A 17,214-nucleotide genomic window follows, 5' to 3' on the forward strand; every position below is an offset into this window, starting at 1 on the left:
GGGTTGCTCCTTGTTGGACGTGAACAACTTCGAGTATATGAAAATAGGTCTGGCTTCGCCGGATAAAATTCGCTCGTGGTCCCGCGGAGAAGTCAAGAAGCCGGAAACCATTAACTACAGAACGTTGAAACCCGAGAAGGAAGGTCTCTTCTGCGAGAAGATCTTCGGTCCGACCAAGGACTGGGAGTGCCATTGCGGCAAATATAAGCGGGTTCGTTACAAAGGCGTTGTCTGCGATCGCTGCGGCGTCGAAGTAACTCGCGCCAAAGTTCGCCGCGAGCGGATGGGTCATATTGAATTGGCCGCTCCCGTCTCCCATATCTGGTATTTTAAAGGCATTCCGAGCCGCATGGGGCTTGCACTAGATATGTCCCCGCGTTCGCTGGAGGAGATTATCTACTTTGCATCCTATGTCGTAACGGATCCAGGGGATACGCCTCTCGAAAAGAAACAGCTCCTGTCCGAGAAGGAATACCGCAGCTACCGCGAGAAATACGGCTACGGCTTCCAGGCCGGCATGGGCGCTGAAGCGGTCAAGAAGCTGCTTCAGGATATCGACGTAGAGCGTGAGCTCGAGCAGTTGAAGGAAGATCTTCGCACCGCTCAAGGGCAGCGTCGTAACCGCGCTATCAAGCGTCTCGAAGTTATCGAAGCTTTCCGTAACTCCGGCAACGAACCGGAATGGATGATTCTAGACGTGCTCCCGGTTATCCCGCCGGAGCTTCGTCCGATGGTACAGCTGGACGGCGGCCGCTTTGCGACCTCCGACCTGAACGATCTGTATCGCCGCGTAATCAACCGGAACAACCGTCTTAAGCGTCTGCTCGATCTCGGCGCGCCGGACATTATCGTACAGAACGAAAAACGTATGCTTCAGGAAGCGGTTGACGCCCTGATCGATAACGGACGTCGCGGACGTCCGGTAACGGGTCCCGGCAACCGTCCTCTGAAATCCCTCAGCCACATGCTAAAGGGTAAGCAAGGACGTTTCCGTCAAAACCTTTTGGGCAAACGGGTTGACTATTCCGGTCGTTCCGTTATCGTCGTAGGTCCAAACCTTAAGATGTTCCAATGCGGTCTTCCTAAGGAAATGGCACTGGAGCTGTTCAAGCCATTCGTGATGAAGGAGCTTGTAAACAAAGGCCTTGCCCATAATATCAAGAGCGCGAAACGTAAAGTCGAACGCGTAAGCCCTGAGGTATGGGATGTTCTCGAAGAAGTCATTAAAGAACATCCGGTTCTCCTGAACCGTGCCCCCACGCTGCACAGACTCGGCATTCAGGCATTCGAGCCGATTCTTGTCGAGGGACGCGCGATCAAGCTGCATCCGCTCGTATGTACGGCTTACAACGCCGACTTCGACGGTGACCAGATGGCCGTTCACGTACCGCTTTCCGCGGAAGCGCAAGCGGAAGCGCGCCTGCTTATGCTGGCGTCCGGCAACATCCTTAACCCTAAGGACGGCAAGCCGGTCGTCACTCCTTCCCAGGATATGGTACTTGGCAGCTTCTACCTGACGATGGACAACAAGGAAGCCAAAGGCTCCGGATCCGTCTTCGCGACGGTCAACGAAGCGATCTCCTCGTACCAACGTGGTATCGTATCGCTGCATGCGCGCATTTTCATCCCGGTGAAAGTGCTCAAGAAGACGAACTTTACGGAGCAACAGCAAGCTTCACTAATGGCTACTACGGTAGGTAAAGTGATCTTTAACGAAATCTTCCCCGAAGATTTCCCATACATCAACGAAGCAACGAAAGTGAACCTTCTTCAAGGTACGCCTGACAAGTACTTTGTGTATGAGAAGGGCGCGGACTTGACGAAGTTTGTCGATGAGATCGCAACAGCTGGCGCGGTAGGCAAGGACTTCCTCGGCACGATCATTGCAGAGTGCTTCCGTCAGTACCATACAACCTTGACTGCGGTTATTCTTGACCGCATCAAGCAGCTGGGCTTCACTTATTCCACCAAAGCGGGCATTACGATCGGCGTATCCGACGTTATTGTTCCGAAGGAAAAAGCGGAGATCATGAAGGCTTCCGACGAGAAGGTCGCTACCGTTATGAATCAGTACCGCCGCGGTCTGATTACGAACGAAGAGCGTTATGACCGGATCATCAGCATCTGGAGCAAATGCAAGGACGAGATTACGGAAGTCCTCATGAAATCGATGGATCGTTACAACAACATCATGCTCATGGTCGACTCCAAAGCACGGGGTAACAAATCCCAGATTACACAGCTCGGCGGCATGCGTGGTCTGATGGCGAATCCATCCGGCCGTATCATCGAGTTGCCGATCAAATCGAACTTCCGCGAAGGCCTGACCGTCCTCGAGTACTTCATCTCGACGCACGGAGCACGGAAAGGTCTTGCCGATACGGCTCTTCGTACGGCCGACTCCGGTTACCTGACTCGCCGTCTCGTAGACGTTGCGCAGGACGTTATCGTTCGCGAAGACGATTGCGGCACGGACAAAGGGTTTACCGTTAGCAAGATCCAGGACGGCAAAGAAGTCATCGAGGACCTGTACGACCGTATCGAAGGGCGTTACGCATTCGAGACGATTCGTCATCCGAAGACTGGCGAGATTATCGTCAACCGCAGCGAACTGATCGACTCCGGCAAAGCAGATGCGATTATCGATGCGGGCGTAGAGAAACTTCAAATCCGTTCCGTACTAAGCTGCCGCGCGCGTCATGGCGTCTGCAAAATCTGCTACGGCCGTAACCTGGCAACCGGCAAGCACGTTGAGATTGGCGAAGCGGTAGGCATTATCGCGGCGCAATCCATCGGCGAACCGGGAACACAGCTGACGATGCGTACTTTCCATACCGGCGGTGTTGCCGGCGATGATATTACGCAAGGTCTCCCGCGTATCCAGGAGCTCTTTGAGGCGCGTAATCCGAAAGGTCAAGCGATTATCTCCGAGCTCGACGGCGTTATCAAGGAAATTCGCGAGGCGAAGGACCGCAGAGAGATCGAAGTGCAAGGCGAAGCCGAGACAAAGGTGTACGCTGTGACATACGGCTCGCGTATTCGCGTGACGGAAGGACAGCACATCGAAGCAGGCGACGAATTGACCGACGGTTCCATCGATCCGAAGGATATGCTGCGCATTAAGGGTATCCGTGGCGTTCAGAACTATATCCTGCAGGAAGTACAGCGCGTATACCGGAACCAGGGCGTTGAGATCAACGACAAACACGTCGAGGTTATGATCAAGCAAATGCTCCGGAAGATCCGTATCGTGGATGCTGGAGGCACGACACTGCTGCCAGGCGCGTTCGTAGACATTCACGAATACGAGTCCGCGAACCGCGAAGCGATTTTCGCTGACAAGGAGCCTGCGGTTGCGAAGCCCGTACTGCTTGGTATTACGAAGGCGTCGCTGGAGACGGATTCGTTCCTGTCCGCGGCATCGTTCCAAGAGACGACTCGCGTATTGACCGACGCTGCTATTAAAGGCAAAGTCGACCAGTTGCTCGGCCTGAAGGAGAATGTTATCATCGGCAAGCTGATCCCGGCTGGTACGGGTATGCAACGCTACCGCAACATTCGCTTCGCCGGGTTGGAAGACGAAATTGTCGAAGGCATGGAGCTTGAAGAAGCTGCTGAAGCTGTAGTGGTTGAATAATGATTAAGGATCAGCACAGATGTGCTGATCTCAACAGAAACGATGCTTTTCCCTTGAGGGGAAGGTGTCGTTTCTTTTTTTTGCATGCGAAAAAGAGTCGAAAAAATAGATAAAAATTTTTTTATAAAACCTACAACTACTTGCGTCTTACAGGTGTTTATAGGATGAAGGTACATGCGCGATAGGAGAGGGATCCATGTTGTCGAATAGCCACGAAATCGACGAAGTGCTTGAATACATCAGAATTAAATTTGAGGTTCCACATGGAGACGTTGAGCTTGAGCTTGAGCTGGCCGGCATTCGGGCAGAGCTCGAGAAGCTGCAAAAAAAATCGGTGATTATACAAGCGAATTTTGGATAGGCTGTACCTGCTCCGGTCGTAACAGCGAGTCGATTCCGTATGAGAAACGGGTATTGCATATCGATAAAGATCGGGCAGGTATAGAGCGGTCGCTGGCCAATCCGTACCTTTCCGTCAAGTCAAATGACTAAGAGCGATATGCAAAATATTCGTAAATATGGCTAAACGACAAAAAGTGCCACTAATCTTGCTTGACATTGGTATAGGCGAAGTGATAATATATCGAAGTGTGCCTGATGACCGGGCTTATGGAATACTTTTGTTTCATTATGAACCGCCTGGGTCTGTGGGCTTAAACTGTGGATGAAATGTCTACCATGAGAAAACCTTTATCGAGGTCAATCAAAGATGAGAGACCGCGTTTTTAGGGTAGGTTTTATCGCCAATAAGACTTTATGTTTCCGACATGTACGGAAATTGTCAATTCTTATGTGGACATCAAGACATGAATAAGGGGAAGGGGGTGGCAACATGCCAACTATTAACCAGCTCGTTCGCAAAGGCCGTCAAGCGAAAGTCGTGAAATCGAAATCGCCAGCCTTGCAAAGAGGTTTCAACGCTCTGAAACGTGAAGCAACTGAAATCAGCGCTCCGCAAAAACGCGGTGTGTGCACTCGTGTAGGTACAATGACTCCGAAAAAACCGAACTCCGCGCTTCGTAAGTACGCGCGTGTACGCTTGACTAACCGTGTTGAGGTTACTGCGTACATCCCAGGTATCGGTCATAACCTGCAAGAGCACAGCGTTGTTTTGATCCGTGGCGGTCGTGTTAAGGACCTTCCGGGTGTACGTTACCATATCGTTCGCGGCGCATTGGATACTGCGGGTGTTAACAACCGTAACCAGGCCCGTTCCAAATACGGTACGAAACGTCCTAAAGTTAAAAAGTAAGAAAACCTTTATCGAGGCAACTCGAAGATGAGCGACCGCGTTTAGAGGTAGGTTTTATTGCCAATAGGAATGATTTTCTTAACGATGTATCGGGTTAAAGATCTTAAACATTCCTATGTGGTAAGAATAGCCCGATCGGGATATTCCAAGCAAGTACAAGCCACTATTAGAAGAAAGGGGGACTTTACATGCCACGCAAAGGTCCTGTAACAAAACGCGATGTGCTGCCGGATCCGGTTTACAATAGCAAACTGGTAACTCGTCTGATCAACCGTATTATGATCGACGGCAAGAGAGGTACTGCACAAACGCTGTTATACGATGCTTTCAAGCTGATCCAGGAGCGTTCCGGTAAAGATCCAATGGAAGTGTTCGAAGCAGCATTGAAAAACATCATGCCGGTTCTTGAGGTTAAAGCTCGCCGTGTAGGCGGCGCTAACTATCAAGTGCCAATCGAGGTTAAGCCTGAGCGCCGTACGGCTCTTGGTCTTCGTTGGCTCGTGAACTACTCGCGCAACCGCGGCGAGAAAACGATGACTGAACGTCTGGCTGCCGAGATTTTGGATGCTTCCAATAACACAGGCGCATCTGTTAAGAAGCGTGAAGACACGCACAAAATGGCTGAAGCAAACAAAGCGTTTGCTCACTACCGTTGGTAGGATAACCATAATCGAGAGGAGACAAATTTATGGCAAGAGAGTTCTCCTTGGAAAATACGCGTAATATCGGGATTATGGCGCATATTGACGCTGGTAAAACTACAACCACTGAACGGATCTTGTTCTTCACGGGCCGTACCCACAAAATTGGCGAGGTGCACGAAGGTGCAGCTACAATGGACTGGATGGAACAGGAACAAGAGCGCGGCATCACGATTACGTCTGCCGCTACTACCGCTCAATGGAAGGGTAACCGCATCAATATCATCGATACTCCGGGTCACGTTGACTTCACAGTTGAAGTTGAACGCTCCCTACGCGTATTGGACGGGGCCGTTGGTGTTTTCAGTGCAAAAGAAGGCGTTGAGCCGCAATCCGAAACGGTATGGCGTCAAGCCGACCGCTATGGCGTTCCACGGATCGCTTACGTTAACAAGATGGATATCATTGGCGCAGACTACCTGAATGTTGTCAAAGACATGCGTGAGCGTCTGCAAGCCAATGCCGTTGCGATTCAATTGCCTATCGGCGCAGAATCCGACTTCGTCGGCGTAATCGACATTGTTGAGCGTGTGGCTTACAACTACGTTGATGATCTGGGCAAGGACCCGGTTAAAGGCGAAATTCCTGCTGAGTATGCTGACCAAGTTGAAGAACTTCGCAGCGAGCTCGTAGAGAAGGTTGCAGAACTGGACGAAGATCTGATGATGAAGTATCTGGAAGGTGAAGAAATCACAATTCCAGAACTGAAGGCTGTTCTTCGTAAAGGCGTTTGCGACGTTAAGATTTTCCCTGTAGTAGCCGGTTCTTCCTATCGTAACAAAGGCGTTCAATTGGTATTGGATGCGGTTGTTGACTACTTGCCTGCGCCAGTTGACGTACCATCTATTAAAGGTACGCTCGAAGATGGCGAAGAAGCAGTACGTCCTTCTTCCGACTCGGAGCCGTTCTCGGCTCTGGCATTCAAAATCATGACGGACCCTTACGTAGGACGTTTGACGTTCTTCCGCGTTTACTCGGGTATCCTGAAATCCGGTTCGTATGTTCTTAACGCAACTAAGGGCAAACGCGAGCGGATTGGCCGGATTCTGCAGATGCACGCGAACAGCCGTCAAGAGATCTCGGAAGTACACTCGGGCGATATCGCTGCCGCGGTAGGTCTGAAGGATACGACTACGGGAGATACGCTGTGCGACGAGAAGTTCCCAATCGTTCTTGAATCGATGAACTTCCCTGAACCCGTTATCCAAATCGCAATCGAGCCTAAGACGAAAGCAGACCAAGACAAACTTGGCGTTGCAATCTCCAAGCTCGCCGAGGAAGATCCAACATTCCGCGCTTATACGGATGAAGAAACGAACCAAACGATCATCGCGGGTATGGGTGAGCTTCACCTCGAGATCCTCGTTGACCGTATGCTTCGTGAATTCAAAGTAGAGACGAATGTAGGTAAACCTCAGGTTGCTTACCGTGAGACCTTCCGTCAAGGCGCTAAGGTTGAAGGTAAATTCGTTCGTCAATCCGGCGGTAAAGGTCAGTTCGGTCATTGTTGGGTCGAGTTCGAACCACAAGAGGCTGGAGCAGGCTTCGTCTTCGAAAGCAAGGTTGTGGGTGGATCGATTCCTCGTGAATACATCGCCCCAATCCAAGCGGGTATCGAAGAGTCGATGAAGAATGGCGTTATCGCCGGCTTCCCGCTCGTTGATATCAAAGCGACTGTTGTCGATGGATCCTATCATGACGTCGACTCCTCTGAGATGGCATTTAAGATTGCTGGTTCCCTGGCGCTTAAAGCAGCGAAAGACAAGTGTAAACCTGTCCTTCTCGAGCCAATCATGAAGGTCGAAGTTACGGTTCCAGAAGAGTACATGGGCGACGTTATGGGTATGCTGAACTCCCGTCGTGGTCGCATCGAGGGTATGGATTCCCGCGCAGGCGCGCAAATTATCCGTTCCAAGGTGCCTCTCTCCGAGATGTTCGGTTACTCCACAACTCTTCGTTCCGGTACGCAAGGACGCGGCGTATTCTCGATGGAGCTTTCTCACTACGAAGAAGTTCCGAAATCGATCTCTGAAGAGATCATCGCCAAGCACAAAGGTTCGGCTGAGTAATAGCCGACTGGCTGCTCTAGCATGAACAAGTTGTATTTTGGCCGGTGTTCAGGTGTGATTTCGCTCTCGATGCCGGCCCACACATAAAATATCAAGTGATATTGAGGAGGATTAAGTTCAATGGCTAAGTCTAAATTTGAACGTACTAAACCGCATGTTAACATCGGTACAATCGGTCACGTCGACCATGGCAAAACAACTCTGACTGCTGCGATCACAACTGTACTTTCCAAAAGATACGGCGGCGCGGCTATCGCGTTTGACCAAATCGACAAAGCTCCAGAAGAGCGCGAACGCGGTATCACAATCTCCACATCCCACGTTGAGTATGAGACTCCTAACCGTCACTATGCTCACGTTGACTGCCCAGGTCACGCCGACTATGTTAAAAACATGATCACAGGCGCTGCACAAATGGACGGAGCGATCCTGGTTGTATCCGCATCTGACGGCCCAATGCCGCAAACGCGCGAGCACATCCTGCTCTCCCGTCAAGTAGGCGTTCCTTACATCGTTGTATTCCTGAACAAATGCGACATGGTTGAAGACGAAGAGCTTCTTGAACTGGTTGAAATGGAAGTTCGCGATCTTCTGTCCGAGTATGACTTCCCAGGCGACGACACGCCAATCATCCGCGGCGCGGCTCGTGAAGCACTTGCTAACCCAGATGGTCCTTGGGCTGACAAAGTCATCGAGCTGTTCGAGCAAGTTGACACTTACATCCCAACTCCTGAGCGCGACACGGCTAAGCCTTTCCTTATGCCTGTCGAGGACGTATTCACAATCACAGGCCGTGGTACAGTTGCTACAGGTCGCGTAGAGCGTGGCGTTATCAAAGTTGGCGACGAGATCGAAATTATCGGTCTTGCTGAAGAAACTCGCAAATCCGTTGTTACGGGCGTTGAGATGTTCCGTAAATTGCTTGACTCCGCTCAAGCTGGCGACAACGTAGGCGCACTTCTTCGCGGTGTTGACCGTAAAGACATCGAGCGCGGTCAAGTTCTGGCTAAACCAGGTTCCGTTAAGCCACACACGAACTTCACAGCTCAAATCTACGTTCTGACTAAAGAAGAGGGTGGCCGTCACAAGCCTTTCTTTACTGGCTACCGTCCACAGTTCTACTTCCGTACAACTGACGTTACAGGTATCATCAACCTGCCAGAAGGCACTGAGATGGTTATGCCTGGCGACAACATCACAGTTACAGTTGAACTGATCGCTCCAATCGCGGTTGAAGAAGGAACTCGCTTCTCCATCCGTGAAGGCGGCCGTACTGTAGGCGCTGGCGCTGTTGCAACGATCCAAAAATAATGACATGCGGCGATTCGCCGCATGCATGGAAAACCTCCACTTCGGTGGAGGTTTTTTTTCGTGGGATAGCAAATTATGCTACTCCGAAAGACACTATGGGTTCGTAATGGAGCCAATTTGCGCGATGATGATGCCAATTAGGGTCGTGTATGAGGCTGTCGATTCATTGTGTGCAAAACCGGAAATGAAGCTGCAATCCATCATCGCCAACGTGCTAACGGAAATAAGGGACCTTATATGGATCGTTTGGCGTGATTTTAAAATTTAACGGAACTCTGCGACGTTATTCGTGAGAAATCCAGGCAAACCGCGGACTTTTGCCCACCATAAGAGCTGTCAGTTCCGTTAGATTTGCAAAGTGCGGCTTTTTGCTGTAATAACGCCTTTCATTTCCGTTACAGTTGCTCCCGTCCATTTCTTACCGGGCTCTTGCCCGCAATTTCACCTTTGCACAATTAATAGACAGCCTCTTTATGTCCATTAGATTTTCGAAAAACCTAATAAATTGATGAATAGAACCATTGATGTCCGATAGGCAGAGAGTGACCTGGACGTTTGGAGTTTGAATCACCTTCAAGTGGTTTTTTCTCAACGTTTTTTAATGACAATAATTATAATAAAAATTGGCATTGACGAGGTCGCTAGTAAACAATTATGATTAAGTTTATATGAGTATAAACGCATTTTTTTGTATTTATATCAAAAATATTATCGTTTACTCTAATACTTTAACGACAAAAAGCGATAAAGCTTTGATGCATCTACAGGGAATTGCGGGGAAGTAATACAAAATAATGAAAAGAGCGAGAGGGGTTTAACATCATGAAAAAGAAGTTTTGGTTAGGACTTGCACTTGCGTCACTAATGGTTGTTACGGCGGCATGCGGAGGCAATAACGGCAAACCAAGCGAAGGCAATGGCGAACAGGCCGGGGCGACCAATGCTCCCGAGGCAGGCAAGACATACAACATCGCGATATCCCAAATTGTCGAGCATCCTTCTCTCGATGCAACGCGTGAAGGATTTCTGGCCGCGCTGAAAGACGCAGGTCTTGAAGTGAATGTGGATTACAATAATGCGCAGGGAGATCCGAATAATTTTAAATCCATCGCCGAGAAAATTGCTTCTGGCAATGCCGACCTGGCACTCGGGATCGCAACGAATACCAGCAGCGCCTTGGTGGAAGAAGTAAAGGACAAGCCGGTATTGTTTGCTGCTGTTACAGATCCTTTGAAAGAGAAGCTTGTCCCGCAGTTGAAAGCTCCGGGCGGCAATGTAACAGGCGCGTCGGATACAAATCCGGAAGCGATCGTTCAGTTGATGGATTTTATCGCGAAGGAATTGCCCGAGGTTAAAAAAGTAGGCATTATTATTAATGAAGGCGAGCCCAATGCGGTTGTAATGAGTGATATTGCGCAAGAGGCGCTGTCCAAGCACGGCATCGAGCTTGTAAAAGCCCCGATTGTAAATAGCTCCGATGTGCAGCAAGCGGCCCAGTCCCTGGTTGGACGTGTTGACGCGGTATATATTACGCTGGACAACACTGTTGTTGAAGGAGCTGATGCAATCCTGGACGTAGTGGAAAAAAATAAAATTCCATTTTTCTCCGCGGATCGCGATACGGTAGAAAAAGGCGCATTTGCAACGGTTGGATTTAAATACTTTGACCATGGTTATGAAGTTGGCCAAATGGCGGTAGAGATTCTTAAAAACGGCAAAAATCCGGGTGAGCTCGATGTGCGGACGCCAGAGAAGCTGGACTTTATACTCAATCTTAAGGCAGCAGAAGCACAAGGAATTACCGTAACAGAAGCGATGAAGACGTATGTAAAGGATCCAGAAAACAATATCATCGAGTAATTCGTTGAACATGATACAGACAGAGATTTAAATGGGGGGATCGAATTTCCGATTCGCCCCATTGTTATTCTAATGTAGGATTCTTGAAAGGAGGACTCAAATGCTTGTATCTTTGACTGGCGCTGTAGAAAGTGGATTATTGTATGCATTGATGGCGCTTGGCGTCTATATTACGTTTCGTATTTTGGATTTCCCTGACCTGACGGTGGATGGCAGTTTCACAACCGGTGCAGCGATTGGAACTGTAATGACGATTGCAGGCTCGCCGCCATGGTTGGCGGTTGTCTATGCCTTCTTGGGCGGAGCGCTTGCGGGAATGCTAACAGGGCTTCTTCACACCAAAGGGAAAGTAAATGGGTTATTATCCGGCATCATTATGATGATTGCGTTATATTCCGTTAATCTTCGCATATTGGGTAAGCCGAATGTATCGTTGCGTGGAGAAGAAAACGTATTCGACGGATCATCAGTGCTTATCATTGGATTGATTCTTGGCATCGCTGTCAAGATCGGCCTGGACCTATTTTTTAAAACAAACATGGGACTTAGCCTTCGAGCAACCGGGGATAATAGCCGAATGATTCGCAGCTTCGGAGCCAATACAGATAACACGATTATTATGGGGGTAGCGCTGTCTAATGCGTTAGTTGCCACTTCTGGCGCGCTTATCGCTCATTCGCAGAATGGAGCGAATAACTCCATGGGAATAGGCATGATCGTGATCGGATTGGCATCGGTCATAATCGGCGAGGCTATATTCGGCGCCAAAACGATATTCCGCGCGACGCTTGCCGTTCTGCTTGGCGCGATTATCTATCGTATTATTTACGCATTGGCGTTACGAGTAGAATGGCTGGATGCGCAGGATATGAAGCTTATTACAGCAACCATTATCGTGTGCGCCCTTGTCGTGCCAACAATACGGAGGGCAGTAAAGTCCAAATCGATGGCTAAAAAACGTACAGAAGAAGTATTGGCGTCGATTAGCCATACCGCTGGAGGTGGGCGCTAAATGCTGCGAATCGAAGGCGTGTCCAAATTATTTAATCCCGGTACGGTGGACGAAAAGATCGCTTTAATGAATGCCCAACTGCATCTAAAGCCGGGAGACTTCGTGACGGTTATCGGGAGTAATGGTGCTGGAAAGTCCACTCTTATGAATATTATCTCTGGCGTAATGAGGCCTGATGCTGGCAACATCATTATAGAAGACAGGGATGTCAGCGAAGTTAGCGAGTACCATAGGAGTCGGTGGATCGGCCGGGTATTTCAGGATCCCATGGCCGGAACGGCACCGCGGATGACGATCGAAGAAAATCTTGCGATTGCATACAAACGCGGCAAGACCCGCGGCTTTTCGTTCGGAGTCACAAACAAAACCCGTAAAATCTTCCGAGAGGAGCTGCACCGGCTCGGTATCGGGCTCGAGAACCGTATGGGCGCCAAGGTCGGATTGCTATCCGGCGGGGAGCGGCAAGCGTTGAGCCTCCTGATGGCCACGTTCACGCGTCCGCAGATCCTTTTGCTCGACGAGCATACGGCAGCGCTGGATCCTGCTAGAGCGGAGCTCGTGACGACGCTGACCGAAGCTATTGTGCGCGAGCTGAACTTGACGACGCTTATGGTCACGCACAACATGGAGCAAGCCATTCGTCTTGGAAATCGCCTCATTATGATGGATAAGGGCAGAATTATCTTGCAAGTCGATGAAGATCGCAAAAAAGATCTGACCGTCGAGCGGTTGCTTGGAGAGTTCGAACAGATCAGCGGCAAGAAGATGGCGGACGATCGCGTCGTGCTGGGGTAGCAGAACTAATCAAGAAGCTCGGCAGTTTGCGGATGCAATTCGGTATCCGTTGGCTGCCGAGCTTTTTTTGTGTTTGATCCGCACCATTATATATAGAAGAAACACATGGAGCATCGCAAAGGGATGATATGGATTGTGGGGTCGGTCAGATATGCAATCTTCTCAAAGCCTTGCGCGGCGCGGGTTCCGGCGATCTCAACTTTTATTCAAATGATTGAATGTTTTAGTTGCAATCGCCCGCCCAATCCGATATAATATTGACTGTTGGTCTGACGTTGCGTTGATGTGAGAGGTTGCCGACACACCCGGCCCCTTTGCCATGGGACCTGTGCGGGTTATTCTCACGGAGTATGTCCGATTAAAAAATTGGGCGAAAGAAGGAGGGACTTATATGGCAAAGCAAAAGATTCGTATCCGCTTGAAAGCATACGATCACAGAATTCTTGATCAATCCGCAGAGAAAATCGTTGAAACTGCAAAACGTTCCGGTGCAGGCGTATCCGGGCCGATTCCGTTGCCAACGGAAAAGCAAATCATCACTATTCTTCGTGCGGTTCACAAGTACAAGGATTCCCGTGAGCAATTCGAGATGCGCACACACAAGCGCTTGATCGACATTGTGAATCCTACGCCGCAAACCGTTGATGCGTTGATGCGCCTGGATCTGCCGTCCGGTGTAGATATCGAAATCAAGCTTTAATTAACAAGAACATCCGTATATACGATCATAGAGAGGAAATGAGGTGTCAACATGAAAGGTATCTTAGGGAAAAAGCTTGGAATGACTCAAGTATTTACCGCTGAAGGCAACGTGGTTCCAGTAACGGTAATCGAAGCTGGCCCAAACGTTGTTCTTCAGAAGAAAACAGTAGAAACTGACGGCTACGAAGCCGTTCAACTCGGTTTCGCTGATAAAAAAGAAAAAAGATCCAACAAACCAGAGATCGGTCACGCCAAGAAGGCTGACGCGACTCCTAAGCGCTACGTTCGCGAAATTCGCGGTATCAACCTTGGTGAGTATGAAGTTGGCCAACAAGTGAAGGCTGACCTTTTCGCAGAGGGCGAATTTGTTGACGTAACAGGTATTTCGAAAGGCAAAGGCTTTGCCGGCGTTATCAAACGTTGGGGACAAAGCACGGGACCTATGTCCCACGGTTCCCGCTATCACCGCGGTCCAGGTTCCATGGGTTCCATCCAGGCGAACCGCGTACCGAAGGGCAAACGCCTTCCGGGCCACATGGGTCATGAGACAATCACGATCCAGAAGCTTGAAGTTATCCGCGTCGATGCGGAACGCAACGTCATCCTCGTTAAAGGCTCCATTCCTGGACCTAAGAACGGATTCGTAAAAGTCAAACAAACGGTTAAGAACTAATCGTTCTTAAAAAGAAAGGAGGAACACGAAATGCCTAAAGTAACAGTATTTAATGTGAGCGGTTCGCAGGTAGGCGAATTGGAACTGGCCGAGAACGTATTCGGAATCGAGCCTAACACTCATGTTATGCATAGCGCAGTCGTTCTGCAGCAAGCTGCCGAACGTCAAGGGACGCACAAGACTAAAGGTCGCTCCGAAGTACGCGGCGGCGGTCGCAAACCTTGGAAACAAAAAGGCACGGGCCGCGCACGTCAAGGTTCCATTCGCTCCCCGCAATGGGTTGGCGGCGGAACGGTATTCGGGCCTACACCACGTTCTTACGGCTTTAAATTGCCTAAGAAAGTTCGTCGTCTGGCGATCAAATCCGCATTGTCTTCCAAAGTGATCGCGAACAACATCATTGTTCTGGATCAACTGACATTCGCGGCTCCTAAGACGAAGGAATTCCAAAGCATTCTAAACAACCTGAAAGCTGATCGCAAAGCTCTGGTTGTAACAGCTAACTATGAGGATAATGTAGCATTGTCCGCACGCAACATCCCTGGCGTGAAGTTCGTCGCTGCTGACGGCATCAATGTTCGCGATGTGCTTGTGTATGACAAGCTGATCATCACCAAGGAAGCAGTAGAGAAAGTACAGGAGGTGCTTGCGTAATGAAAAATCCACGCGATATTATCAAGCGCCCGGTTATTACGGAACGTACGAGCGATTACATGGCTGCCAAACGTTATGTGTTTGAAGTAGACCTTCGCGCGAACAAAACCGAAATCAAACAAGCTATCGAACAAATCTTTAACGTAAAAGTAACCGGCGTTAACACAATGCGTGTTGCAGGTAAACCGAAGCGTTATGGCAGACATAGCGGCTACAGACCTGACTGGAAAAAAGCAATCGTTCAGCTGAGCGATGACAGCAAAGAACTTGAGTTCTTTGAAACGTCTGTTTAGAAAAGGAGGGAATACAAGTGCCAATCAAAAAGTACAAACCGACCTCTCCAGCTCGTCGTGCGATGTCCGTATCCACATTCGAGGAAATCACGACAAGCACACCGGAGAAATCGTTGCTTGCGCCGCTCTTTAAAAAAGCCGGCCGTAACAACCAAGGTAAAATTACGGTTCGCCACCATGGCGGCGGACATAAACGTAAATATCGTATCATTGATTTCAAACGTACCAAAGACGGTATCGCAGGTAACGTAGCAACGATCGAATACGATCCGAACCGTACCTCGAACATCGCACTGATCCACTACGTTGACGGCGCGAAAGCTTACATTATTGCTCCACAGGGCCTTAAAGTAGGCGATCAAATCGTATCCGGAGCGGACGCGGATATTAAGATCGGCAACGCATTGCCGCTCAAAAATATTCCTGTTGGTACAGTTATCCACAACATCGAGCTTAAACCAGGCAAAGGCGGCCAATTGGTTCGCGCAGCCGGTACGGAAGCTCAATTGTTGGGTAAAGAGGAAGACTACGTATCCATTCGTCTGAGCTCTGGCGAAGTTCGTCGCATCCTGAGCACTTGCCGTGCTACAATCGGTTCCGTAGGCAACGGAGATCACGAACTCGTGAAAATCGGTAAAGCCGGCCGTAACCGTTGGCTGGGCAAACGTCCTCAAGTCCGCGGCGTAGTTATGAACCCGAACGATCACCCGCACGGTGGTGGTGAAGGCCGCGCTCCAATCGGACGCAAGTCGCCGTTGTCCCCATGGGGCAAACCGACACTGGGCTACAAAACTCGCAAGAAAAAGAAAGCATCGAGCCAATACATTATTCGCAAACGTACGAAGTAATAACTGCTTGATACAATCCGCGTGAGAGCAGTCTCACGCCAGCGCTTATGCGAAGGGAGGATTCTACATGGGTCGCAGTTTGAAAAAAGGTCCATTCATCGACGGTCATCTGCTTAAGAAAGTCGAGGGCCTGAACGAAACGAACAAAAAGGTCGTAATCAAAACATGGTCCCGCCGTTCGACGATTTTCCCGCAATTCATCGGACACACGATCGCGGTATACGACGGACGCAAACACGTGCCGGTATACGTGACTGAGGACATGGTAGGACACAAGTTTGGTGAATTTGCACCGACTCGTACTTACAAAGGCCATGCGAACGACGATAAAAAAACGGGCAGACGTTAATTTGCCCTTTATCTATTTTCTAACGAACGAGAGGAGGTTCCCACATGCCAGAAGCAAAAGCGCACGTTAATTTCGTACGTATCGCTCCTCGCAAAGCGCAGCTCGTAGCGGACTTGATCCGTGGCAAGAAGGTTGGCGAGGCGATCGCGATTTTGCGTCACACGCCTAAAGCTGCTTCCCCGATCATCGAGAAGCTGCTTAACTCTGCGATTGCTAATGCCGAGCACAACTACCAAATGGACGTAAACAACTTGGTCGTATCGCAAGTATACGCAAACCAAGGTCCTACTATGAAACGTTTCCGCCCGCGCGCGATGGGTCGCGCAAGCCGGATTAACAAAAGAACCAGCCACATCACCTTGGTGGTATCTGAAAAATAAGGAGGGATAACGTGTGGGTCAAAAGGTAAATCCAGTCGGTCTTCGTGTCGGGATTATCCGTGATTGGGAATCCAAATGGTACGCAGGCAAAGACTTTGGCGATCTTCTTCTGGAAGACGTAAAAATCCGTGAGTACTTGAAGAACAAGCTGAAAGACGCAGCAGTATCCCACATCGAGATCGAGCGCGCGGCTAACCGCGTGAACGTGACGATCCAAACCGCTAAACCAGGTATGGTTATCGGCAAGGGCGGTTCCGAAGTGGAAAACCTGCGTACGGAGCTGGGCAAGATCTCGAAGGGCAAAAAAGTCCACATCAACATCTCTGAAATCAAACAAGCCGATCTGGACGCTATCTTGGTAGCTGAAAGCATCGCACAACAACTTGAGCGTCGCGTATCTTTCCGTCGTGCATTGAAACAAGCAATTCAACGTTCCATGCGCGCTGGTGCCAAAGGGATCAAAACCGCTGTCAGCGGCCGTCTCGGTGGTGCAGAGATCGCGCGTAGTGAAGGCTACAGCGAAGGCACGGTTCCGCTTCATACGCTTCGTGCTGATATCGACTACGGCACAGCTGAAGCACATACGACTTACGGCCGCATCGGCGTAAAAGTATGGATCTACCGTGGCGAAGTCCTTCCTACGAAGAAGAAAGCTCCCCAGGAAGGAGGCAACTAATC

Annotated in this window: 17 protein-coding genes; all 17 read left to right on the top strand. The window is 49.8% G+C overall.

Features of this window, described 5'->3' with window-relative positions:
- Positions 1 to 10: 10 nt before the first annotated feature.
- The 17 genes from rpoC to rpsC all read left to right on the top strand — a co-directional run bounded on the left by rpoC (position 11) and on the right by rpsC (position 17,212).
- Entirely contained in the window at positions 11 to 3,637 is a 3,627-nt protein-coding gene (gene rpoC / locus KJW29_RS30275; RefSeq protein ID WP_214627412.1) for a DNA-directed RNA polymerase subunit beta', read from the top strand.
- A gap of 196 nt (positions 3,638 to 3,833) precedes the next feature.
- Positions 3,834 to 3,998: a hypothetical protein gene (locus tag KJW29_RS30280; RefSeq protein WP_179215758.1), complete on the top strand. Its 165-nt coding sequence runs from the start codon at positions 3,834 to 3,836 to the stop codon at positions 3,996 to 3,998.
- 471 nt (positions 3,999 to 4,469) lie between these two features.
- Positions 4,470 to 4,889 (top strand): 30S ribosomal protein S12, encoded by a 420-nt coding sequence (gene rpsL, locus KJW29_RS30285; RefSeq protein WP_087570302.1) that lies wholly within the window; start codon positions 4,470 to 4,472, stop codon positions 4,887 to 4,889.
- A 188-nt stretch (positions 4,890 to 5,077) separates the two neighbouring features.
- Positions 5,078 to 5,548 (top strand): 30S ribosomal protein S7, encoded by a 471-nt coding sequence (gene rpsG, locus KJW29_RS30290; RefSeq protein ID WP_087570303.1) that lies wholly within the window; start codon positions 5,078 to 5,080, stop codon positions 5,546 to 5,548.
- A gap of 29 nt (positions 5,549 to 5,577) precedes the next feature.
- Positions 5,578 to 7,659: an elongation factor G gene (fusA, locus tag KJW29_RS30295; protein ID WP_214627413.1), complete on the top strand. Its 2,082-nt coding sequence runs from the start codon at positions 5,578 to 5,580 to the stop codon at positions 7,657 to 7,659.
- Between the two features lie 120 nt (positions 7,660 to 7,779).
- The gene (gene tuf, locus KJW29_RS30300) at positions 7,780 to 8,970 is read left to right on the top strand and encodes an elongation factor Tu (protein WP_087570305.1); all 1,191 of its coding nucleotides are present in this window, start codon (positions 7,780 to 7,782) and stop codon (positions 8,968 to 8,970) included.
- An 822-nt stretch (positions 8,971 to 9,792) separates the two neighbouring features.
- Positions 9,793 to 10,830 carry an ABC transporter substrate-binding protein gene (locus tag KJW29_RS30305; RefSeq protein WP_214627414.1) on the top strand — a complete coding sequence of 346 codons (1,038 nt, stop codon included), beginning with the start codon at positions 9,793 to 9,795 and terminating at the stop codon, positions 10,828 to 10,830.
- A gap of 100 nt (positions 10,831 to 10,930) precedes the next feature.
- A complete protein-coding gene (locus KJW29_RS30310; protein ID WP_214627415.1) occupies positions 10,931 to 11,842 on the top strand; it encodes an ABC transporter permease in 912 nt (303 codons plus the stop codon).
- A complete protein-coding gene (locus KJW29_RS30315) occupies positions 11,843 to 12,637 on the top strand; it encodes an ABC transporter ATP-binding protein (RefSeq protein ID WP_214627416.1) in 795 nt (264 codons plus the stop codon). It begins immediately after the preceding gene.
- Positions 12,638 to 13,028: 391 nt separating this feature from the next.
- On the top strand, positions 13,029 to 13,337 hold the full coding sequence (rpsJ, locus tag KJW29_RS30320; RefSeq protein ID WP_005544556.1) for a 30S ribosomal protein S10: 309 nt from the start codon (positions 13,029 to 13,031) through the stop codon (positions 13,335 to 13,337).
- 51 nt (positions 13,338 to 13,388) lie between these two features.
- Positions 13,389 to 14,012, top strand: coding sequence for a 50S ribosomal protein L3 (rplC, locus tag KJW29_RS30325; protein WP_087570309.1), 624 nt, complete (start codon positions 13,389 to 13,391; stop codon positions 14,010 to 14,012).
- A gap of 30 nt (positions 14,013 to 14,042) precedes the next feature.
- The gene (gene rplD, locus KJW29_RS30330) at positions 14,043 to 14,666 is read left to right on the top strand and encodes a 50S ribosomal protein L4 (RefSeq protein WP_087570310.1); all 624 of its coding nucleotides are present in this window, start codon (positions 14,043 to 14,045) and stop codon (positions 14,664 to 14,666) included.
- Complete coding sequence (gene rplW / locus KJW29_RS30335) at positions 14,666 to 14,959, top strand: 50S ribosomal protein L23 (RefSeq protein WP_087570311.1); 294 nt, start codon at positions 14,666 to 14,668, stop codon at positions 14,957 to 14,959. The genes rplD and rplW overlap by 1 nt, the downstream gene beginning before the upstream one ends.
- A gap of 17 nt (positions 14,960 to 14,976) precedes the next feature.
- Positions 14,977 to 15,807, top strand: coding sequence for a 50S ribosomal protein L2 (gene rplB / locus KJW29_RS30340; protein WP_087570312.1), 831 nt, complete (start codon positions 14,977 to 14,979; stop codon positions 15,805 to 15,807).
- A gap of 67 nt (positions 15,808 to 15,874) precedes the next feature.
- On the top strand, positions 15,875 to 16,156 hold the full coding sequence (gene rpsS / locus KJW29_RS30345) for a 30S ribosomal protein S19 (RefSeq protein ID WP_087570313.1): 282 nt from the start codon (positions 15,875 to 15,877) through the stop codon (positions 16,154 to 16,156).
- 44 nt (positions 16,157 to 16,200) lie between these two features.
- A complete protein-coding gene (gene rplV / locus KJW29_RS30350) occupies positions 16,201 to 16,536 on the top strand; it encodes a 50S ribosomal protein L22 (protein WP_087570314.1) in 336 nt (111 codons plus the stop codon).
- 13 nt (positions 16,537 to 16,549) lie between these two features.
- Positions 16,550 to 17,212, top strand: a complete 663-nt coding sequence (gene rpsC / locus KJW29_RS30355) for a 30S ribosomal protein S3 (RefSeq protein ID WP_087570315.1) — start codon at positions 16,550 to 16,552, stop codon at positions 17,210 to 17,212.
- The last annotated feature ends 2 nt before the right edge of the window (positions 17,213 to 17,214 follow it).

Origin of the sequence: Paenibacillus agaridevorans, assembly GCF_018604145.1 — a bacterium.
Taxonomy (GTDB): domain Bacteria; phylum Bacillota; class Bacilli; order Paenibacillales; family Paenibacillaceae; genus Pristimantibacillus; species Pristimantibacillus agaridevorans.